This window comes from Amycolatopsis sp. CB00013 (assembly GCF_001905755.1).
Lineage (GTDB): Bacteria > Actinomycetota > Actinomycetes > Mycobacteriales > Pseudonocardiaceae > Amycolatopsis > Amycolatopsis japonica.
In genome coordinates this window covers 1,885,307-1,905,564 of sequence record NZ_LIWC01000002.1, presented here as the reverse complement: position 1 = coordinate 1,905,564, position 20,258 = coordinate 1,885,307, and the positions used below count along the sequence as shown (strand labels likewise).

The following is a 20,258-nucleotide window of genomic DNA, read 5'->3' as shown; positions in this document are numbered from 1 at the left end:
CGATCACGCGAGTTCCGGCGAGCGTCACGACCCGAACGACCACAACTTCTGGTGTCACCCACCCCCGAGTTACCCCCAGGGGTTGTGCACACCGTTAGGCCAAAAACGTGAAAAGCTGTGGATAACCCTGGGGATGACTCCACTTCCTGTGGACAACTCCCGGTGCGGCCTCCGGAGTGTGGTATACGCGCGGCGCTCAGAAGAGCAGCTGCGCGACCGCGTAGATCACCAGGCCGGCGAGCGCGCCGACCACCGTGCCGTTGATCCGGATGAACTGCAGATCCCGGCCCACCTGGAGCTCGATCTTGCGCGAGGTCTCCTCGGCGTCCCAGCGCTCCACCGTGTCCGTGATGATCGTGGTGATCTCCTGGGAGTAGTGGGTGACGACGTAGGCCGCCGCACCTTCCACCCAGGTGTCCACTTTGGACCGGATGTGGTCGTCGGAGACCAGCCGCTCGCCGAGCGTCTCCAGGCCCGTGCGCACGCGGCGCCGCAGCTCGCTCGACGGGTCTTCGGCGGCGTTGAGCAGCATCTCCTTCGCCGTCGCCCACGCCGAACCGATCAGCTTCTGCACCTCGTCGTGCCCCAGCATCTGGGATTTGACCTGCTCGGCGCGCGCCATCACCTCGGGATCGGTCTGCAGATCCTGGGCGAACTCGCCGAGGAACTTGTCCAGCGCCAGCCGCATGGGGTGGTTGACGTCGGTCTTGACCGCCCAGACGAACGACAGCACCTCGCCGTAGACCTTGTCCGCGAGCATCTCGTCGACGAATTTCGGCGACCAGCTCGGCGCCCGGTCCGAGACCACGCGCAGCATCGTCGAGTGGTTGTCCCGCACCCACTCGTAGCCGCGGTCGCACATCAGATCCACCAGCTTGTGGTGCGCCCCGTCGGCGAACACGCCCTCCAGGATCTTGCCGAGCGGCGGCCCCCACGGCTTGTCCACGATCCGCTTGACCACGGCCTGTTCCATGATCGCCTGGACGTCCTCGTCGCGGAGCACCTTGACCGCCGCCCGCACGACGGTGGCCAGCTCGGACGTCACGCGTTCGGCGTTGACGGGCTGCGAGAGCCAGCCGCCGAGCCGCTTCGAGACCTCGACCCGGCTCAGCTTCTCGCGGACCACGGACTCGGACAGGAAGTTCGAGCCGACGAAGTCACCGAGGCTGCTGCCCAGCGCGTCCTTCTTGTTCGGGATGATCGCGGTGTGCGGGATCTTGATCCGCAGCGGATGCCGGAACAGCGCCGTCACCGCGAACCAGTCGGCGAGCGCGCCGACCATCCCGGCCTCGGCGGCCGCGCGGACGTAGCCGACCCACGCGGGCCAGCCGGCGGCCTCGGCCCAGCTGGTCAGCAGGAAGATCACCGTCGCGCCGAGCAGGAACGACAGCGCGACCATCTTCATCTTGCGCAGGCCGCGGCGCTTCTCCTCCTCGGCGGCGGTTCCACCGGGCGGATCGGCTGGGGTCACCTTGGCGGGCGTCAGTTGCTCCACACCGCCATTGTCCGTGAGGATGGCTGATCGTGCGCGAACCTGTCCTCGTACCCCGCCTCCAGCCCTTCACGTCGACCATCTTCGCGGAGATGACGGCACTCGCCGTCCGCCACGAAGCCGTCAACCTCGGCCAGGGTTTCCCCGACACCGACGGTCCCGCCGGAATGCTCGACGCCGCCAAGAACGCGCTGTTCGGGGGTGCGAACCAGTATCCGCCGGGTCCCGGACGGCCCGAACTGCGCGCGGCGATCGCGCGGCACCGGCTCCGCTACGGCGTCGAGTACGACCGCGACACCGAGATCCTGGTCACCGCCGGTGCCACCGAGGCCATCGCGGCGTCGCTGATCGCGCTCACGCAGGCGGGTGACGAGGTGATCGTCATCGAGCCGTACTACGACTCGTACGCGGCCGCGGTCGCCATGGCCGGCGCGGAGCGACGGGTCGTCGGGCTGGTGGAACGCGACGGCCGGTTCGCGCTGGACGTCGAGGGCCTGCGCGCCGCGGTGACCGGCCGGACCAGGGCGATCCTGATCAACTCGCCGCACAACCCCACCGGCACGGTGTTCACGCGCGCCGAGCTGGAAGCCGTCGCCGCGCTCTGCGTGGAGCACGACCTGATCGCGATCACCGACGAGGTGTACGAGCATCTGGTGTTCGACGACGCCGAGCATCTCCCACTCGCGACCTTCCCCGGTATGCGCGATCGCACCGTGTCGATCTCCAGCGCGGGCAAGACCTTCAACTGCACGGGCTGGAAGATCGGCTGGGTCTGCGCGAGCCCCGAACTGGTCGCGGCGGTGAAGGCGGCGAAGCAGTTCATCACCTTCGTCTCGGGCGGCCCGTTCCAGCCCGCCGTCGCCCACGCGCTGGACCACGAACTGCCGTGGGCCGAGGAGCTGCGCACGAGCCTCCAGGACAAACGGGACCGGCTCGCGGCCGGCCTCGCGGAGGCCGGGTTCGCGGTCCGGCCGACCGCCGGGACGTACTTCGTCTGCGTCGACGTCCGCCCGCTCGGCTTCGACGACGCCGCGGAACTGGCCTGGGAGCTCCCCGAACGAGTGGGCGTTGCGGCCGTGCCCGTAAAGGTGTTCACCGATCACCCGGAAGAGTGGAAACACCTTCTGCGCTTCGCGTTCTGCAAACGCAACGAGGTCATCGACGAAGCCGTCACCCGGTTGCGCAAACTGCGATGACCCGTCCGATGTTCACGCCCAGCCGCCTTTTTCGAGTGCGCGTCTGAGCCGGTCCAAACACCGTCTTCGAAGCCTGCCGACACTGGCCGGGCTGATGCCCAGCTCCCCCGCGATCTGGGCGTAGGACAGCTCCGGCCGGTGCGCGAGGAGCCGCACGAGCCGTCGATGCGAATCCGGTAGGCGATCGACCGCCGCCCAGAGCGCGCGGTCCCGTTCGGCGCGGACGACCTCGGCCTCCGGGGTCGTCTCCGCGCCGGGCAGCGGACGCGGCGTTTCGCGCCTGTTCCTGGTGATCATCCGGAGCGCGCGACGCCGCGCCGTGGTCGTCAGCCAAGCCCCGAGTTTCGCTTCGTCGCGTAGCGCGCCGGGCACGCGAAGCAGTTCCAGCCAAGCCTCCTGACAGATGTCCTTGGCGTCGGCTTCGCTCAGCCGGTAGGCCTTCAACGCCTTGAGCACCGCCGCCGACACGGCGTTCACGTCCCACATCCCGGACCCTCCCCTCCCGGCGGCTTGCGTCCGCCGCACCGATCACCGAACGCGACTTCGACGGCACACACCGCATCCGGGATCCGGAAAAGGTCAGGTCACCGAGGATTTGAGTAGTTCCACCCGTCCCCGGATGGCCGCCGGGCACATACCGAGAGTGATCAACTTCGGTACTCCAGGCACCGGAGCCGGTTGCGTCGTTCCGCCTAACGGGCTGGATCGACGGCGGCTGAGGTGAAACACTCCCCTCCGGTGCTAAAACTGGTGCAGCCCCGGGGGAACTGCGACCTGACCGGAAGAGACCCCAAGAAAGATCGAACTCACGCGGAAAACGTGGGTTTCAGGCGCGGACGGTGGTGATTGCTGTGAGTGGTGCGGCAGTCGTGCGCCGTCACGACCTCACCTCCCGCAAGACCGGCATGCGAATTCTTTTCGCGGGCGGGCTCGCGCTCACCGGCTGGCTCCTCGGCGCCGTTTTGAGCACCCCGGCTTCGGCCGACGAACGGCTTCCCGTGACGCCGGAGACCTCCGTGGTCCAGCCCGCGGACGAAGCGGGATCCGGGAAATCGACTACTCCGAACGAGTCCACTTCGGACTCCGCCGCGACCGAAACCACGAAACCCGCTGAGCCCACCGAAACCTCGAAGGAGCCCGCTCCCGTCGTGAGCGAGGAGCCCGAGGCCACTGTGGAGGAAGAGACCGTTTCGAGTACGAGTTCCGTCGAGAAGACCTCTTCTCCGGAGCCGGAAACGAAGACCGCGAAGCCCCAGGCGTCCAACGGTTTGCTGGGCGGCCTCATCGGTGGCGTGCTGAACGTCGTCACGACCACGGTCGGCGGCGTCGTCGAAACCGTCGGCGGAGTCGTCGGTGTCGTCGACGGAATCGGCGACCAGGTCGTCGCGCCGATCATCACGCCGAATCCGTGCTGCACCGGGGGCGGCCCGTCGATCCTCCCGGGCACCGGCGACATGCTCGACCCCGTCTTCGGTGGCGGCTCGGGTGAATCGGCGAGCGGCTCGGTCACCATCGCCGTCCCGGCGAAGGCCGTCACTCCGGACGCGCCCGCCACGCCGGACCCGCGTCCGCTCGTCCCCGCCGAGACCCCCGTTCCGGCCGCGGCGAGCCAGAACCACCGCGTCACGCTGCCCGTCCGGATCCAGCACGACGCCAAGTCCGCTCCGGCCGCGCCCGCCGAGTCCGACACGCACGCGTCCCGGGACGGCGGCGGTTCGGGCGGCGGCGGTGGCCTGCCGAGCGCCCCGGTGGCGCCGGTCGCGCCCACGACGACCGCCCAGCCCGGACACGACAACACCGCCGGCGGCCGCGGGCCGCTCGCCGTCCTCGACTCCGGAATCCCCGCCACGCAGCTGAAGCTCCTCGGAACCGGCTGCGATCACGAAGGCGAGCGCACCGGCCGGGAAGCCGCGCTTCCCGCCACCTCCCCCGACTGACCTGACCGGGTCGCCGGGGAGAACCACGTCCAAACCAAGATCAACTTCTGGTTTCGACGGCTGCTGAATCCTCTGGCACAAGCCGCTTTCGCCTGCCCCTTTTTCAGGCAACCCCAAAGTCTTTCCGAACGGCCGACCGCGCCCGGCCGGTTCGGATCCCGGCCCCGGCGCCGCGCTGCCCCTGCGGCGCCGGGACCAGCACCGGGTGGACTCCGGGGGCTTCTGCTCACCGCGCCGAGCAGGAGCCGGCCAAGCTCGAAGTCCGCCTGAACCGCGGGCGGTTCCCGGCACGTCGAGGGGCTGTGCCGGGTAACCGCCGCGGTGCCCGTCCCGAAGTTTCGGCCTCGGGGCGGGCCGGATAGCCGGTGCGCTGGTCGTGCGGCGCCGATGCCCTCCCTGGAGCATCGGCCGCCCCGCCGGCGCACCGGCTATTTCCGTTTCCGGCCCGCGTCTCGTCCTCTGAATGCGGTAGTTGCACGCGCAAGGACCGCATTCAGAGGACGAAATGCGGGGCGTCAGGTGACCTGGACGGCGACCGGGGCGACGACGGCGGGGGTCGCGGCGACCGAAGCGGCCGCCGCACCGAGACGGCGTACGGCCTCGAAGAGCGTCTCGGCCGGAAGCGCGTACGGGAGCCGCAACCAGCGCTCCAGTCCACCGTGGACACCGAACCGCGAGCCCGGCGCCACCTGCACCCCGTGTCCCGCCGCCGCGACGGCCAGCCGCGTGCTCATCGGCTCCGGCAGACGGCACCACAGCGAGAGCCCGCCGGACGGGACGGTGAACGTCCACTCCGGGCAGTACCAGTTGAGCGCCCCGGTCAGCGCGTCCCGCAGGGCCAGCGTCTCTTGACGGCGATGCGCCAGCGCGGCCCCGCCGTCGTCGAGCAGTTCCGCGAGGACGAGCTGCTCGAACACCGGAGACCCCAGGTCGACGGCGAACCGGGCGGCGACCAGCCGCCCGATGATGTCCTCGGAGGCACGGATCCAGCCGAGCCGCAGGCCCGCCCAGTGCGATTTGGACGCCGAGCCGATCGTGATGCCGAGATCGCCCATGAACGCGCCCAGCGGCGGCGGCCCGTCCACCGGATCGCCTTCGAGGTCCAGCTCGACCAGGGTCTCGTCGATGATCGCCGGGGTCCGAGCGCGGTTCAGCGCGGCCGCGAGCCGTTCCCGGCCGGCGGCGTCCATGCGCAGGCCGGTCGGGTTGTGGAAGTCCGCGACGAAGTACGCGAGCCTCGGCGCGGACTGCCGCAGCGCGGCTTCGATACCGACGACGTCCCATCCGGTGACCGGGTCCAAGGGCACCGGTACCCCGATCGCATGGGCCGCACCGATGGCTTCCAGCGAGTTCGGGTACGTCGGCTGCTCGACGAGCACCCGGTCGCCGGGACCGGCCAGCATGCGCAGGACCTGCACGAACGCGTGATGCGCGCCGTTGGTGACCATCACCTGGCCGGCGTTGGTCGGCAGGCCGCGTTCGGTGTAGCGGCGGGCGATCCGCTCACGCAGGACCCGCAGGCCGCGCACCTCATAGCCGTTCTCGCCGAGGTGGTCCACCAGCGCCTTCCGCGCGGCATCGACGGCCGGGACCAGGCCCGCGACGGCGGGCGGGCAGGCCTGGGCGAGGTCGATGAGATCCTCGCCGGTCGGCAGGATCGCGCTCCGGCCGCGACCGCCGGGCGCCGCGATCCACGAGCCCGCCCCGCGACGGCTCGCGACCAGGCCGTCGGCGCGCAGTTTGTCCAGCGCGGCACCGATCAGCGTGCGGCTGACGTCCAGCGCCTCGGCGAGCTCCCGTTCGGCGGGCAGTTTCGTGCCGAGCGGCAGCCTGCCGTCGAGGACCAGCAGCTCGACGGCGGCCGCCAGATCCGCGGCACCGTGTCGAGAACCACTCTGCCGCCAACTCCCCAGCAAGATGGCCAATTTCGGGCCCGAAACGCGTCCAGTCAGCGGGATCAGCGGTTCCATAAGGCCAATTGTTCCAGATTGGCCATGGTCAAGGTAGCCACTTACCCCTGATGGTGCACACGTGGCACTCAAACTCGACCTCAAACCTGTCGGCATCTCCCAGGACACCACCCGCCGTTCACTCCAGCTCGTCGGCGGGCTCGCCCTCTACGGCGGCAGCATGGCCATGCTGACCAGGTCGGGACTCGGCCTCGACCCGTGGGACGTGCTCCACGAAGGCCTGATGAAGATCACCGGTCTCTCGTTCGGCACGGTCACCGCGATCGCGTCGGTCCTCGTTCTCCTGCTGTGGATCCCCCTGCGGCAGCGGCCGGGGATCGGGACCGCGGCCAACGTCGTGGTCATCTCGCTCACCGTCGACCTCGTGCGGGTCTTCCTGCCGGATCAGGACGTGCTCGGCTGGCAGATCTTCAACCTGGTCGCCGGGGTCGTGCTCAACGGCCTCGCCGCCGCGATCTACGTCGGCGCGCGGCTCGGCCCCGGCCCCCGCGACGGGCTGATGACCGGTCTCTCGGCCCGGACGGGCAAGTCGATCCGCCTCGTCCGGACCCTCATCGAGATCACCGTGCTGGCCGCGGGCTGGCTGCTCGGCGGCACGGTCGGCGTCGGCACGGTCCTCTACGCGCTCGCCATCGGCCCCCTGACCCAGGCGTTCCTGCCGTACGTCGTGTGGCGGGAAGGCGCCCACGCGTGACTGGACGGACGACACACGTGTCGGGATGGACGACACGCGTGATCGGGCGGACGTCTCTCGCCATAACCCCGGCCGCGAACGTGTCGTCCATCCAGTCACGCGTGTCGTCCACCTGGTCACGCGTGCTCGCCGGGCGAGCAAGAGCGGCGGCGGCGCGATGGGACACGGCCTCGTGAGATCTGGCGCGCTCTTAACTGTCCACAAGGGACACTTTCGAGGGCAAAAGGCCCAATTCGGTCACTTTGCGCACAGGTCGTGAGTGATTTGGGTCGTTCTAACCCTCTTTATCACTCACGACCCCGTCCGGAAACGGATATAAAGGCATCAATCGGATGCCAGAGCGGGCACACCGCTCACGAGCTGATCAGCTGGCCTCTCGTTGTTCAAGGAGGCGCCGGACGGCGAGGTAGTCGATGCCCCGCTGCGCGAGTACGTCGGCGGCCACGCCGGGAACGGCTGTCAGCGCGAGCAGGAGGTGCTCGCCTTCGATGCGCTTGCTGCCGACATCGATGGCTTCGCGAAGGCTCTTCTCCAGCACCTTCTTCGCCTCCGGCGTGAACGGCCGGTGACCGCGTCCCGAGCGCTGCCCGCCGGTCAGCGCCCCCGGGCCGTGGGTCTGCTCGACCCGCTCGACGATGTGCTCGACGTCGATGCCGAACCCGCTCAGCGCTTCGACATCGGCGTCGCTGATCCCGCCCCGGCGGCGCACGCGCCGGAGGTCGTCGGCCAGTTCGTCCGCCGGGCAGCCCAGCGCGGTCAGCACGCCGGTACCCCTGGCCAGCGACGTCAGCAGGTGCAGCGGGTCGACGTTCGCGGACGTCTCGTCCGACGCCACCCGCTGGGCGCCGACGACGACCTCGCGCAGTTCGGGCGTGAAACGTTCGAACATCAGTGCCTCCCGTACTTCTTGTGCACCGCTTGCCTGCTGACCCCCAGCTCGGCCGCGATCTCCTGCCAGGACCAGCCGTGTACCCGCGCACTGCGGACCTGCACGGCCTCGAGTTGTTCCAACAGCCGGCGCAAGGCGGCGACGGCGCGCAATCCCACCCGGGGATCGCGGTCGCCGGCTCGCGCGGCCAGATCTGTCGCTTCGGTCATGACGTCAACCTACGTTGACATGATGCCCACGTCAACCTCGGTTGACAGTTAGGGTCGGGGACATGGCCGAAATCTCAGTGGCGGAAAGGGACGGAGTAGGCGCGGACGGATCGACGCGCCCGACGGAAGACCATGTCGCCGTACTCGGCAACGCCGTGGTGGTGCTGGACGGAGCGACCGCGCCGAGGCCGGATCTGCCGTCCGGCGGCTGGTATGCGAGCCTGCTCGTGCACAGCCTGTCGCGGGCGCTGACCGCGGAACCCCAGGCCGATCTCGCGGTTCTGCTGGCCGAGTCGATCGCCGACGTCGCCCGCCGAGAGGGCCTCGAACCGGGACGCTCGCCGTCGAGCACGGTCGCGATCGCGCGCTGGACCGACGACACCGTCGACGGGCTGGTGCTCGCCGACAGCCCCATCGTCGCCTTCGGCCCTTCCGGCGCCGACCCGCTCACCGACGACAGGCTCGTCTCGCTGCGTGAAAGCGGCCAGCTCCGCACCGGCGCCGACGTCCGCGCGAAACGCAACGCGCCGGACGGTTTCTGGGTCGCCGAAGCGGAACCCAAGGCCGCCGCCGAGGCCGTCCGCCGCAGCTGGCCGCGTTCGGAGGTCGACGCCCTGTTGCTGGCGACCGACGGCGTCGCGATCGGCGTCGACGAGTACGGCCTGTTCGACTGGCCGGAAGTGCTCGCCATCAGCCGGGAGCGTGGCCCCGACGCCGTCCTCGACGCGGTGCGCACGGCGGAAAAACAGGACCCCGACGGCGAGCGCTGGCCGCGCGCGAAAAGGCACGATGACCAGCTACTGGTACTGGTCGACTTCGGGGTAGCCCCAGGGTAAAACCGGGGGCTTCCCGGATCGGAAAGCCGCGCCCGCGCGAGCAGGCTGGACGCATGACGTTCCCTGGGGAGAGATCGCGGACGAGACCCTGGCTGATCGCGTCGGGCGCGGCCATCGGCTGGGCACTGTTCACCATGGTCGTGCTGCATCTGATCAGTTCCCGCGATCCGGTGTTCGACACGCTGTCCAGCTACGCCTACGTCGACCGCGGCACCGGCATGCTCGGCGCCAGCGTGCTCTCCCTGTCGATCGGCTCGCTCACCGCGCTCGGCGCGCTGGCCGCGGCCGGGATCCCGCTCAGCCGCACCACGAAACTGCTGTTCGTGCTGTGGTCGCTCGGGCTGGCGGCGGCCGCGATCTTCCCGGCGAGCTACCCCGAATTCCCGGATCCGGTCAGCGGCGAGATCCACCTTTACGCGTGCCTCATCGCGTTCCTCAGCCTGCCCGCCGCCGGCTTCACCCTGCGCGACAACCTGCGCGGCACCCCGGCGGCCAGGCTCGTCGGGCGCCTGGCCTGGGGCAGCGCGGCCGGTCTCGTCGTCTTCGGGCTCAGCTTCATCTTCGTGCGCCTGGCCGACATCCCGTTCTTCAAGACGCTGACCGATATCGCGCCGGTCGGGGTCATGCAGCGGGTTTCCTTGGTGGCACACGTGATCCTGATCGCCGGGATGCTGAAGGTCGCGTCAGCGGCGCACCGCGTCGGCGAATTCCGGGGCGTAGCCGTAGAGGCCGGGCAGCCCGCCCGTGTGCAGGAAGACAACGTGCTCGTCGGGCGCGAAATGGCCTTCGGCGGCCCAGCGGATCAGCGCGGCGCCCACTTTGCCGGTGTACACGGGATCGAGCGCGATTCCTTCCGTACGGCCGAAAAGCCGCACCGCGTCCCACGTCTCGCCGGTCGGGATCCCGTAGCCGGGGCCGATCGTGCGGTCGTCGACGCGCAGACCGTCGAGTGACGGCGGCTCGGTGCCGAGCAGCGCGGAGGCTGCGCTGGTGAGATCGGCCAGGTTGTCGAGGGCTTCGTCGACCGGATGGCTGACGCACGCGATGTCCAGCGTCAGCCAGTCGAGGTCCGCGGTCCCGACGACGAGCCCCGCGGACGTCCCGCCGCTGGCGTGCGGGGCGACCAGCCTCGCCTTGGTGATTCCCAGCTCGGCGAGCTGCCCGGCGATCTCCCGCGCGGCCGCGACGTAACCGAGCGCGCCGACCCCGTCGGAGCCGCCGACCGGGAACGTCGCCACTTGGCGCCCCTCGGCCGCGGCCTCGGTGATCAGCCGGTCGTAGGTCCTTCCGGTCTCCTCGCCGTCGCGGCAGATGTGCACGTTCGCGCCGAAGAGATGGTCGAGGGAGACATTGCCGGACTTTTCGTACGCGTCACCGTCGCGAGGGACCTTCGCCGTCAGCACGAGCTCGCACCGCAACCCGAGCTTCGCGCAGGCAGCGGCCGTCTGGCGGCCGTGGTTGGTCTGCAGCGCGCCGAAGGTGATCACCGTGGCGGCGCCGTTCTCGATCGCCGCGCCGAGCAGGAACTCGAGTTTGCGCAGCTTGTTGCCGCCCACGCCGAGCGGATGCACGTCGTCCCGTTTGAGCAGCAGGTTCGGCAGGCCCAGGGCCTCGCCCAGCCGGGGTGCGGGATGCAGCGGCGTCGGATAGCCGCCGAGGTCGACGCGGGGGAAGCGATCGAGGTTCATGAAGGTCACGTAACCACACCGAGACTACCCAGTGGTATCGTTCGTTTGAACGAACGAGAACCTGCAGGGGGAACCCATGACCACCTCGAAGGCCGACCTCGCGTTCACCGGCCTCGCCGAACAGGCCTCGATGCTCGCCGGCGGCGCGGTCACTTCCGTCGAACTCACCCGGCAAGCGCTCGAAAAGGCCGAAGCCAGCCAGCCCGTTCTCAATGCCTTCAAATGCCTCCGCGCCGAAGAAGCCCTTCGCGAGGCCGAGGAAGCCGATCGGCGGCTCGCTGCCGGTGAATCCGCTCCCCTGCTCGGCGTCCCGACCGCGATCAAGGACGACCTCGACGTCACGGGACTGCCGACGGCGTTCGGTTGCGAGGGCGATTTCTCCGTCGCGACAACGGATTCCCCGCCCGTCGCCGCGCTCCGCGAGGCGGGCGCGGTGCTCATCGGCAAGACCAACACCCCGGAACTCGGCCAATGGCCGTTCACCGAAGGCCCCGCGTTCGGCGCGACCCGCAATCCATGGGACACCGAGCGCACGCCGGGCGGTTCCTCCGGCGGCGCGGCGGCGGCCATCGCGTCGGGGGTGATCGCCGCCGCGCTGGGTTCCGACGGGGCGGGGTCGATCCGGATCCCGGCCGCGTGGACCGATCTGGTCGGCATCAAACCGCAGCGCGGCCGGGTCCCGACCGAACGCGAACTCTTCCACGGCCTGACCGTGGTCGGCCCGCTCGCGCGCACCGTCGCCGACGCGGCCCTGCTGCTCGACGTCGCCGCCGGCACCGGTACCGCGTTCCAGGCGGCCGCCCGCCGCGAACCGGGCCGGATGCGGATCGGGCTGTCGACGCGGATCCCGTTCACCGCAACTAAAACGAAACTCGATCCGCAGGCGCACACGGCCGTCGTCCGGCTCGCGGAGCGGTTCGCCGAACTCGGCCACGAGATCGTCGAGATCGAACCCGACTACCGGCTGATCGGCCTCACCTTCCTGCCGCGTTCGCTCGTCGGCGTGCGTGACTGGTCCCGTCGCGTCCCGGATCAGGCGCGGCTCGATCCGCGCACCCGCGCCAACGCACGGCAGGGTTCGGCGCTGGCCGGTCCGGCGCTGCGGCTCGCCCGCGCCACGGAACCGTTGCTGCAGCGACAGATCGGCTCGGTGTTCGGGCGGGTGGACGTCGTGCTCACGCCCACCACCGCCACCCCGCCCCCGCGGATCGGCACCTTCGACCGGCTCTCCGGCTGGCAGACCGACCAGGCCATGATCGCCGCGTGCCCCTACGCTTGGCCGTGGAACGTGCTGGGCTGGCCGGGGGTCAACGTCCCCGCCGGGCTGAGCCCCGACGGCCTGCCGCTCGGCGGTCAGCTGCTCGGCCCCTCGCACGCCGAGGAGCGGCTCATCTCGCTGGCCGCGCAACTGGAAGAGGTCGAACGGTGGCAGGACCGCAAACCCGAGACCGCTTGGTGAACACCCGCGAGGCCATCCTCCACGCCGCCCTCAAGGTGGTCGGGGAACAGGGTGTCGGCGGGCTGACCAATCGCCGGATCGCGACCGCGGCCGGCGTCTCGCTCGGCACGCTGACCTACCACTTCCCCAGCCAGACCGCCTTGCTGCGCGAGGCGATGCTGCTGTTCGTCGAGGAAGAGACCACGAAGCTGACCGGGTTCGTCGACGCGTACCGCGAGCAGGGGTTGAGCGTCGAGCAGGCCGCGTCGGTGGTCGAGCAGGTCATCGCGCAGCTGCCGTTCGGCACCGACGAACTCGGCGCGCACGAGCTGTACCTGCAGGCCGCGCGCGACCCGGAACTCCAGGACGCGGCCGCCCGCTGTTTCGCCGCGTACGACGAGCTCGCGCTGGTGATCCTGAAGACGCTCGGCGTGCCGTCGCCGGAACGGCTGACCGGTCCCGTCGTCGCGCTGATCGCCGGCCTGCAGTTGCGCAGGCTGGCCACGGGAGACGACGGCGTCGGGGTGGCGCAGTCGCTGATGATGCTCGTCCGCGGCGCGTCATGACCGGTCCGCCGATCGTCAAGGGGACGGCGGCGTGGAAGTACTTCGGCGACTTCCGGGCCGGGCTGCTGGCGGGCCAGGTACTGGTGCTGCAGGTCGCGCATCCGGTCGTCGCGGCCGGGGTGCGGGATCATTCCGACTACGTCGAGGATCCGTGGACCCGGCTGATGCGCACGGCCGCGTCGCTGTCCATCTACATCTACGGCGGCCCGGAGGGCGCGCGCTACGAGGCGGACCGGCTGCGCGCACTGCACCGGCGGTTCACCGGCGTCGACGACGGCCGCCGCTACAGCGCGCTGAACCCGCACGCGTACGCCTGGGTGCACGCCACGCTCGTCATGGTTCCCGTTGACACACAACGGTTCTACGGAACACCGATGACCCGGTCCGAAGTGGACGAATACTACGCGCAGATGTGCGACGTCGGACGGCTTCTCGGTCTGCGCGAGCAGGACCTGCCGCCGACGTGGCCCGAATTCGAGCGGTACTACGCGGACATGATCGACGGTTTCGGCCCGAACGAAACGATTTCGACGTTGTTCGAAACGATCCGCACGGTGAAGAAACCGTGGCGATGGCTGCCCGACAAGCGGTGGGTCCGGCTTCAGCGATGGCAGCATCGAGGACAGATGTTCGTCATCCGCGCCACACTGCCACCCGCACTGCGGGACCGCCTCGGTCTACAGTGGACGGCCCGTGACCAGCGCCGATTCGACCGGTTCCGGCGGACGGTGCGGTTCTTCGGCGGCCTGGTGCCGGTGACGTTGCGTTCCTCGCTCGTGCGGCGGATCGGCAGGCTCAACGTCTGGTTCCGGGCGCATCCACGCGCGTATCGTTTCCTCGGGGGCTGACCCCCCACCGGAGTAAGGGGCGGAGTCCCCTGTACGGGGGACCCAGATTCACTCCGCGCTGTGACGCTTTCCCGGGCCGTCGTCGTTAACTTCAGCCGGGATGGGGAATTCACCGAGGGGGCGGCGCACGGCGCCGATGGTCATCGCCCGCGTACTCGTGCTCTGCGCGCTGGCGTCCGTTCTGCTGTCCGGCACCGCGCGGGCGGACGGCGTGTCGAGCGGTGCGGACGTCCAGGTCGCGCAGACACTCGGCACCCGGGATCTCACGGTCATCCTGCGGCGGATGGACATCGCGCCCGGGCCGCTGCACGTCGACGTCGTCACGCACACCGGAAGCGCGCCGGGAACGCTGAAACTGCGCGCGTCCACCGCCGGGACCACGTTTTCCGAAACCACGGTGCGGCTGGACGGGAAACCCGGCGCCCATGCGGCACAGCTGCGGGTCGATCAGCCGGGCCCGTGGGAACTCGGCCTGGACGACGGGACGGACACCGCTTCGATCCCGTTCATCGTCCCGGCCAGGGTCATCCCTCCCTGGGAGAAGGCCACTTTCGGCGGCTTCGTCGCCGCAGGCGTGTTCTTGGTGCTCGGTCTCGTCGTCGCGCTGCGCGTCCGGCGGCCGCAACTCGCGCTGATCCCCGCCGGTGGGATGGTCGCCGCGCTCGCGGTCGCGGTCACCGGCGCGATGCTGTCGGCGTCCACTCCGCCGCCGCCCGCGCCCGGTACGGCCCTGGATCCGACGATCGACAACATCCAAGACCCATACGCGAACGCTCAGATGTCCACAGTGGACTTCTCGCGGCCGCCGGTGAATCTGGCCGTGCGTTCGCCGAACGCGCGAGCGGGCGCGCTCGCCGAGGTGCGCCTCGCCCTCGCCGACGGCTCGACCGGCCGCCCCGTCGACGATCTTCTGGTACACGACAACGCTTTGATCCATCTCGTCGTCATCTCGCCGACGGGCAGGCTCTGGCATCTGCATCCGGTGCGCGTCGGCCCCGGCGACTACCGGGTGAAGTTCACCCCGCCCGAGGCCGGGACCTACGCCGTCGCCGCGGAACTCGCCCGGCGAGGCGGCGGCGTGCAACTGCTCCGCACCACGCTGGACGTCGCGGCCGGAGCGAACTCCCCCGCCGAACCCGTGCCTACCGGAGCCGGAAAACGGGTGGTACAAGGGAATCCGGTCGACGTCGAGATCAGGCCGGGAACGCCGACCACGATCACCGCGCGGTTCGGGAAGGCCGATCTCCAACCCTGGCTGGGCATGCTCGGCCACCTCATCGTCGTCGGCCCGATCACCGGCGACCACCGGGTCGGCGCGGATGCCGCTGCCGCGCCGACCTGGGCCCACGTGCACTCGATGATCCCGCAGTCGCCGGGGATGCCGGGTAAACCCGATGAAACGGTCGCCGCGTACGGCCCCGACGTCCCGTTCACCTACACCTTCGCCGCGCCCGGCAAGTACCGCGTCTGGCTGCAGGCCGAACGCGGCTACACGGTGCTGACCGTGCCCATGGAGATCGACGTCCCGGCGGGAGGGGCACCACAGTGAATTCCACAGTGGACGGACGAAAACCGGTTCTGCTGATCTCCGTGGTCGCCGTGCTCGCGGTGGCGATCGTGGCCTGGCTGGTGTGGCCGAGCAGCGGCGGGGCGCAGGTGCAGCGTTCGACGCAGGGCCCGTACACGGTGCAGATGTCGGTCGAAGATCCGCACCAGGGCGGCAATGTCTTCGCGCTGACCGTCTCCGGTGCCACGCCGGACGTCGTCACGCTCGAACCCGTGATGCCCCAGATGGGGCACGCGCTCGCCCCGTCGCCCGCGATCGCGGAAGGGCCGGGCCGGTTCCGCACCGGCGACGTCCTGTTGCCGATGTCGGGGCAATGGGAGATCACCGTTTCACTGCGCGGGCCGTCCGGCGCCACGCAGCACGTTTTTCCTTTGCTGGTCAAGTAAGAGAGGGAGGTCGGGGGTATGGATCTCACCGCGGGAGGGGCGAGGGCCGTCTCGGTGGCGCGCAGTGAACGCACCGGTCTCGTACCGGCGGGCACGGTGCTGGCCGGGTCGGTGATCTCACTGGTCGGGCTGACCTGGGACATCCAGTGGCACGGCGACGTCGGCCCGGACACGTTCTTCACGATGCCGCATCTGTTCCTGTATTCGGGCAGTGCGATCTCCGGGCTCGCGAGCCTCGTGATCGTGTTGATGACCACGGCCGCGCGCCGGGCGGGACGTCCGGTCGACGCGCGGGTCGGCGGCCGCGCCATCAACGTCTTCGGCAAGATCTTCGCCGCACCGGCGGGCTACCTGGTGACCGGGACTGGCGCGGCGATGTTCCTGCTGTACGGCCTGTGGGACCAGTGGTGGCACGGCCTGTACGGCTTCGACGCGGTGATCGACTCGCCGCCGCATATCGGGCTGCTGCTGTCGATCACGCTGAGCATCATCGGCACGGTCATGGTGTTCGCGGCCGCGCGGGAACACCGCTGGGGCACCGTCGGCGTGGTCGGCAGCCTCGGCGTGCTGATCGCGTTCAGCACGGTGACCGTGCTGGGACTGCAGCAGATCGACGTCGACGGGCTCGACGTCGTCTCCGTCGGCATCGCGCTGCTTTCGGTGCTGCTGGTCTCGGCGGGCGCCGGGTTCTGGGGACGGCCGGGCGGCGCGGTCCGGGTCGCCGCGGCGCTGGCGGTCATCCAGGCGATCACCTGGTGGTTCTCGCCGTGGGCCGCCGAGGCGTACGCGAGCGCGGTCGGTTTGCCGATGCGCGACTACATCGACGGCGTTCCCGCGATGCCTTCGATGATGCCGATGGCGCTGCTGCCGATCGCAGCCGTACTCGAAGCGGTCTACCTGCTCTCACGCCGCTGGCCTGCAGGCCGGGTTTCGGTGCTGGCAGGCGTGATCGGCGGACTGCTGGTCGGCGCGAGCATGCCGATCCAGAACGCGATCGTCTACGGCTCCGACCGGATGCCCTGGACGGTCGTGTTCGCCACCGGCGCCGCCGGCGCGGTGGTCGGGCTGCTCGGCGGCTTCGCCGGGTGGCGGTTCGGCGGGATGCTGAGGCTGCTGGCCCCGGCGAAGGGGGAGAACGCGCATGCGTAAGACATTGCTGGCCTTGGCGGCGGCGATCGGGTTGCTGTTCGCGACCACGCCCGCGGCGAACGCCTACGAACCGGTGAACATCGTCCACACCGAACGGGTCCAGGTCGGACCGTACGGGATGACCGTCGGTTTCAGCACGTGGCCGTTGCGCGCCATGCAATCGCTGGACTTCACGTTCATCCCGGACGACGGGATCGCCGGGAAGTCGGGGACGCTCGCGTTCCTCAATCCGGAGACCGGGCGGCTGGGCCGTCCCCAGCCGCTGGCGAAGCATCCGCGGAAACTGGAGGTGTGGGGACTGGACATCCGGGCCCTGCAGACACAGGGTTCGTGGACGTTCCGGTTCGAGATCGACGGGCCCGCGGGCAAGGGCGCGGGAGAACTCCGTGATCTGGCGGTGCTCGAACAGCCGGGGCCGCCGATGGCGGTGAGCTGGTCGATCAGCCTGATCCCGCTGATCGTCCTCGCCGTCCTGATCGCCGTCGCCTGGCGGCGCACGAAATCCCGGCTGCGCGGGAACGGTCTTCCCGCGACGGTGTGACTCGAAGTGACGAAGATCGGATGGCTCGCGTGTCCCGATGGACGCGCGAGCCTTTCGTCATGGGCTCAAATCGAACTGTCCGGCCTTGACCGCCTTGAGAAAGGCGTTCCACTCACCGGAATCGAAGACGAAGACGGGACTCGCGGCCAGTTTGGTGTCACGGACCCCCACCAGGCCTTCCCGGCCGAGGTTGACCTCGACACAGTTCCCCCCGTTGGGCTCGCTCGCGAAGGACTTCTCCCACGCGGAGTCGTCGAACAGCGACACGGCCGTGGTCGGATCGTAATCCGCCGCCGATGGATAATCGGCCATTGGTCGTACCTCCGAACGTCGGTCGGGGGTGCGGGTCGCGACCTGCGCGAACCGTCACGGTCCCGGCTTCTCCCTGCCTCAACGGGACTATCCCGCACGGCCAAGTGGGTGATCAACTCCGCCCACCCTCGACATGAAGATTATTCCAGGAGTAGGATTAATCGCAGCGGCCGGGGCTCGGTTGTTGGTGAATCGCTCGCAGTACGTTTCGCCGTTCCGGCAGGCCATCGACGGCAGGTGACCAGCGGGGACACCGGTCCCGCGGCGCATGACCACCCACCGCCGACCTCGTGGGGGAGGATCAGCGTGATCATTCAGGACACCATGCCGGCGACGGTACTCGCCGTCGGCAGGCTCATGGCCGGGACGGCGGGCGAAAGCCGCCGCTCCGCGCATCTTTTCGACTTGCACTCCGGGGGTTCGCACCCCGAGTTCCTGCACGCCCGCTGTGGCGCGGCGATGCCTTACGACCATCTGGAATGGGTCCCCGTCGGTTCGGGGATGCCCTGTGAACGTTGCCTCGGCCTCGCCGGTTCGGCGGACCAGACGCGGTTGCCGCGTCCGAGCCGGGGGGTGTGACCGCCATGGCCGTCCGCCTCACCACGCTGCTGTTCCGCCGTGAGGACGAACGCCTGGCCTCGGCGAAGCATCACCGCAACATCGGACTGGAACTGCGCCAGCGGTTCGGGTTCAGCCTCATCCAGGCGCCGCTGCGCAAGCAGCCGCCGTGGAATTCCGAAGTCGATTCGCCGGGCGCGCACCGGGACCTGATCAGGACCGGCCGGCCGCTCGAAGGTCAGTTCGAGCTGACGCCCCTGATCGGGCATCTGACCGGCCGGGCCTGACGAGGATCAGGGCTTGCGGCCCAAGCCGCCGAGGCCGCCGGTGAACGTCGGGTCGTCCGCGAACCGGTCGCTGGCACGGGAATCCGCCTCGTCGAGATGCCAGGTGGCCATCCAGTCGATACCCGGCTCGACCAGCTCCAGCCCGTCGAAGAACGCGGTGAACTCCGCGCGGGACCGCAGGTGGAACGGCGCGCTGGTCTTCTTGTACAGCTCCTGGACGTTCTCCCGGTTGTCGCCTTCCTTGCGCGTGACGCCGTCCTCGGTCAGATGCGAGGACAGGAAGTACGAACCCGACGGCAGGAAATCGAGATAGCGCTGGACCATCTCGTACACGGGCTCGTCCGGGCCGAGGAAGTACAGCAGGCCGACCAGGACCAGCCCGATCGGCTGGCGCGGGTCGATCACCCCGGTCTCGAGGACGCGTTTCCAGATGTCGGCGGGATCCCGGACGTCGCCCTGCAGTACCGCGTGCCGTCCGAGCAGGCCCTCACGTTCCAGCAGCAGCTGGGAATGCGCGACGGCGACCGGTTCGATGTCGACGTAGACGACCCGGCTGTCCGGGTTGATCGCGCTCGCGATCTGGTGGACGTTGCCGACGGTGGGCACGCCGGAACCGATGTCGAGGAACTGCGTGATCCCTTGACGCGCCAGGTATCCCACGCCGCGGCCGAGGAAGTCGCGGCCGACGCGGGCGAACGTCTTGACCTCGGGGAACTGCTTGAGCACCTGCGAGCCGAACTCGCGGTCGATGGCCCAGTTGGCCGAACCGCCGAGGAACCAGTCGTACACCCTGGCCACGTTGGGTCGTTCGAGATCGACTCCCTCGGGCGCCACCGGGTCGATGGGGTCGTGCTGCGTCGTCATACCGTCACACCTCGTCAGGAACCGGGTTTGCGGGCGACCCCGCCGATGGCGCAGTTAAGCGCAGGCGAGCGGGGGTCGTCCAGCCGCCATGCGCCGACCGGGACCAGACCCGGTGCCACGAGGTCGAAATCCCCGAAGAAACCGAGGATCTCGTCCTTGTCGCGGAAGGACGCGGGCGTGCTCGACTGTTCGTACTGCTTCACGACGCGCTGGACCTGTCCCAGCTCGTCACCCTCCACGTCGGACATCGTGACGTGGGAAAGAACGTAGAACGAACCGGCGGGCAGCAGCCGCCGGTAGCGCGCGATGACGTCGCCGAGCGCGGGGCCCGGCACGAAATGCAGGACCGCGACGGTGAGCAGGGCGACCGGTTTCGCCGGGTCGAGCACGCCGGTGTCGAAGGCGTGTTCCCAGACTTCGTCCGCCTCGCGCAGGTCTCCGCCGATCACCGCGTGCCTGGCGGGGTCGCCGTTCTTCTCCAGCAGGATGCGGGCGTGCGCGACGGCGACCGGCTCGTTGTCGACGTACACGCACCGGCTGTCGCCGTCGACCTCACCGGCGATCTCGTGGACGTTGCCGACCGTCGGCACGCCGGAACCGAGATCGAGGAACTGGTTCACACCGTGCTCGGCGCAATGCCGGACCGCGCGGCCGAGGAAGGCTCGGTTGGCCCTGGCGAGGGCGCGGATGAGCGGGAAGGTCTTGACCAGCTGTTCGCCGAATTCCCGGTCCACCGCCCAGTTCGCGGTCCCGCCGAGCGCCCAGTCGTAGATCCGGGCGGCGTTGGGCCGCTCGAGATCGACGCCTTCGGGGAGGAACCGCGGGTCCATC

The 20,258-nt window shown here is 69.7% G+C and carries 22 protein-coding genes and 1 pseudogene; 14 read left to right on the top strand and 9 right to left on the bottom strand.

Going from position 1 to position 20,258, the window contains the following annotated elements; genetic code table 11:
* Nucleotides 1-196: 196 nt before the first annotated feature.
* Complete coding sequence (locus tag AMK34_RS19330; protein WP_073846204.1) at nucleotides 197-1,495, bottom strand: DUF445 domain-containing protein; 1,299 nt, start codon at nucleotides 1,493-1,495, stop codon at nucleotides 197-199.
* A gap of 29 nt (nucleotides 1,496-1,524) precedes the next feature.
* Here AMK34_RS19330 and AMK34_RS19325 point away from each other — a divergent pair, with 29 nt between their 5' ends.
* Nucleotides 1,525-2,688 carry a pyridoxal phosphate-dependent aminotransferase gene (locus AMK34_RS19325; protein WP_037333067.1) on the top strand — a complete coding sequence of 388 codons (1,164 nt, stop codon included), beginning with the start codon at nucleotides 1,525-1,527 and terminating at the stop codon, nucleotides 2,686-2,688.
* Nucleotides 2,689-2,700: 12 nt separating this feature from the next.
* Here the strand turns inward: AMK34_RS19325 and AMK34_RS19320 are convergent, their stop codons facing one another.
* Nucleotides 2,701-3,174, bottom strand: a complete 474-nt coding sequence (locus tag AMK34_RS19320; RefSeq protein ID WP_038520230.1) for an RNA polymerase sigma factor — start codon at nucleotides 3,172-3,174, stop codon at nucleotides 2,701-2,703.
* Nucleotides 3,175-3,539: 365 nt separating this feature from the next.
* On the opposite strand from AMK34_RS19320, the gene AMK34_RS19315 reads away from it, so the two are divergent.
* Nucleotides 3,540-4,625, top strand: a complete 1,086-nt coding sequence (locus tag AMK34_RS19315) for a hypothetical protein (RefSeq protein WP_241832800.1) — start codon at nucleotides 3,540-3,542, stop codon at nucleotides 4,623-4,625.
* A 515-nt stretch (nucleotides 4,626-5,140) separates the two neighbouring features.
* Here the strand turns inward: AMK34_RS19315 and yczR are convergent.
* Complete coding sequence (yczR, locus tag AMK34_RS19310; RefSeq protein WP_038520236.1) at nucleotides 5,141-6,595, bottom strand: MocR-like transcription factor YczR; 1,455 nt, start codon at nucleotides 6,593-6,595, stop codon at nucleotides 5,141-5,143.
* A 61-nt stretch (nucleotides 6,596-6,656) separates the two neighbouring features.
* Between yczR and yczE the strand changes: the two genes are divergently transcribed.
* Nucleotides 6,657-7,289, top strand: a complete 633-nt coding sequence (yczE, locus tag AMK34_RS19305; protein WP_073846202.1) for a membrane protein YczE — start codon at nucleotides 6,657-6,659, stop codon at nucleotides 7,287-7,289.
* Nucleotides 7,290-7,653: 364 nt separating this feature from the next.
* Here yczE and AMK34_RS19300 read toward each other — a convergent pair whose 3' ends face one another.
* Together AMK34_RS19300 and AMK34_RS19295 are read right to left on the bottom strand one after the other, a co-directional pair.
* Nucleotides 7,654-8,178, bottom strand: a complete 525-nt coding sequence (locus AMK34_RS19300; RefSeq protein ID WP_073846201.1) for a Clp protease N-terminal domain-containing protein — start codon at nucleotides 8,176-8,178, stop codon at nucleotides 7,654-7,656.
* On the bottom strand, nucleotides 8,178-8,387 hold the full coding sequence (locus tag AMK34_RS19295; RefSeq protein WP_004559389.1) for a sigma factor-like helix-turn-helix DNA-binding protein: 210 nt from the start codon (nucleotides 8,385-8,387) through the stop codon (nucleotides 8,178-8,180). The genes AMK34_RS19300 and AMK34_RS19295 overlap by 1 nt, the downstream gene beginning before the upstream one ends.
* A 62-nt stretch (nucleotides 8,388-8,449) precedes the next feature.
* On the opposite strand from AMK34_RS19295, the gene AMK34_RS19290 reads away from it, so the two are divergent.
* Both AMK34_RS19290 and AMK34_RS19285 read left to right on the top strand, forming a co-directional pair.
* Nucleotides 8,450-9,223 (top strand): protein phosphatase 2C domain-containing protein, encoded by a 774-nt coding sequence (locus AMK34_RS19290; protein WP_038520244.1) that lies wholly within the window; start codon nucleotides 8,450-8,452, stop codon nucleotides 9,221-9,223.
* A gap of 53 nt (nucleotides 9,224-9,276) precedes the next feature.
* Nucleotides 9,277-9,828, top strand: a pseudogene (locus tag AMK34_RS19285) (DUF998 domain-containing protein); the annotation flags it as partial.
* A 78-nt stretch (nucleotides 9,829-9,906) separates the two neighbouring features.
* Here the strand turns inward: AMK34_RS19285 and AMK34_RS19280 are convergent.
* Nucleotides 9,907-10,911, bottom strand: coding sequence for a D-cysteine desulfhydrase family protein (locus AMK34_RS19280; protein ID WP_073846368.1), 1,005 nt, complete (start codon nucleotides 10,909-10,911; stop codon nucleotides 9,907-9,909).
* A 76-nt stretch (nucleotides 10,912-10,987) separates the two neighbouring features.
* Here AMK34_RS19280 and AMK34_RS19275 point away from each other — a divergent pair, with 76 nt between their 5' ends.
* The 7 genes from AMK34_RS19275 (at nucleotide 10,988) to AMK34_RS19245 (ending at nucleotide 17,406) form a co-directional block, all read left to right on the top strand.
* Entirely contained in the window at nucleotides 10,988-12,370 is a 1,383-nt protein-coding gene (locus AMK34_RS19275; protein WP_073846199.1) for an amidase, read from the top strand.
* Nucleotides 12,367-12,915: a TetR/AcrR family transcriptional regulator gene (locus AMK34_RS19270; protein ID WP_162483774.1), complete on the top strand. Its 549-nt coding sequence runs from the start codon at nucleotides 12,367-12,369 to the stop codon at nucleotides 12,913-12,915. The genes AMK34_RS19275 and AMK34_RS19270 overlap by 4 nt, the downstream gene beginning before the upstream one ends.
* Nucleotides 12,912-13,763, top strand: a complete 852-nt coding sequence (locus tag AMK34_RS19265; protein ID WP_073846198.1) for an oxygenase MpaB family protein — start codon at nucleotides 12,912-12,914, stop codon at nucleotides 13,761-13,763. Before AMK34_RS19270 ends, AMK34_RS19265 begins: the two co-directional genes overlap by 4 nt.
* 100 nt (nucleotides 13,764-13,863) lie before the next feature.
* Entirely contained in the window at nucleotides 13,864-15,312 is a 1,449-nt protein-coding gene (locus AMK34_RS19260) for a hypothetical protein (protein WP_073846197.1), read from the top strand.
* Nucleotides 15,309-15,716 (top strand): FixH family protein, encoded by a 408-nt coding sequence (locus tag AMK34_RS19255; protein WP_083649904.1) that lies wholly within the window; start codon nucleotides 15,309-15,311, stop codon nucleotides 15,714-15,716. The genes AMK34_RS19260 and AMK34_RS19255 overlap by 4 nt, the downstream gene beginning before the upstream one ends.
* A gap of 18 nt (nucleotides 15,717-15,734) precedes the next feature.
* Nucleotides 15,735-16,865, top strand: a complete 1,131-nt coding sequence (locus AMK34_RS19250; RefSeq protein WP_073846196.1) for a hypothetical protein — start codon at nucleotides 15,735-15,737, stop codon at nucleotides 16,863-16,865.
* On the top strand, nucleotides 16,858-17,406 hold the full coding sequence (locus AMK34_RS19245; RefSeq protein ID WP_037333098.1) for a hypothetical protein: 549 nt from the start codon (nucleotides 16,858-16,860) through the stop codon (nucleotides 17,404-17,406). Before AMK34_RS19250 ends, AMK34_RS19245 begins: the two co-directional genes overlap by 8 nt.
* A gap of 57 nt (nucleotides 17,407-17,463) precedes the next feature.
* On the opposite strand, the gene AMK34_RS19240 is transcribed toward AMK34_RS19245, so the two are convergent.
* Nucleotides 17,464-17,718 (bottom strand): DUF397 domain-containing protein, encoded by a 255-nt coding sequence (locus AMK34_RS19240; RefSeq protein WP_038520263.1) that lies wholly within the window; start codon nucleotides 17,716-17,718, stop codon nucleotides 17,464-17,466.
* A gap of 306 nt (nucleotides 17,719-18,024) precedes the next feature.
* On the opposite strand from AMK34_RS19240, the gene AMK34_RS19235 reads away from it, so the two are divergent.
* Together AMK34_RS19235 and AMK34_RS19230 are read left to right on the top strand one after the other, a co-directional pair.
* Nucleotides 18,025-18,297, top strand: a complete 273-nt coding sequence (locus tag AMK34_RS19235) for a hypothetical protein (RefSeq protein WP_037333101.1) — start codon at nucleotides 18,025-18,027, stop codon at nucleotides 18,295-18,297.
* Between the two features lie 5 nt (nucleotides 18,298-18,302).
* Nucleotides 18,303-18,563: a hypothetical protein gene (locus tag AMK34_RS19230; protein WP_038524575.1), complete on the top strand. Its 261-nt coding sequence runs from the start codon at nucleotides 18,303-18,305 to the stop codon at nucleotides 18,561-18,563.
* A gap of 6 nt (nucleotides 18,564-18,569) precedes the next feature.
* Here the strand turns inward: AMK34_RS19230 and AMK34_RS19225 are convergent, their stop codons facing one another.
* On the bottom strand, nucleotides 18,570-19,427 hold the full coding sequence (locus tag AMK34_RS19225; RefSeq protein ID WP_073846195.1) for an SAM-dependent methyltransferase: 858 nt from the start codon (nucleotides 19,425-19,427) through the stop codon (nucleotides 18,570-18,572).
* Between the two features lie 14 nt (nucleotides 19,428-19,441).
* Nucleotides 19,442-20,257 carry an SAM-dependent methyltransferase gene (locus AMK34_RS19220; protein WP_073846194.1) on the bottom strand — a complete coding sequence of 272 codons (816 nt, stop codon included), beginning with the start codon at nucleotides 20,255-20,257 and terminating at the stop codon, nucleotides 19,442-19,444.
* Between the last annotated feature and the right edge of the window lies 1 nt (nucleotide 20,258).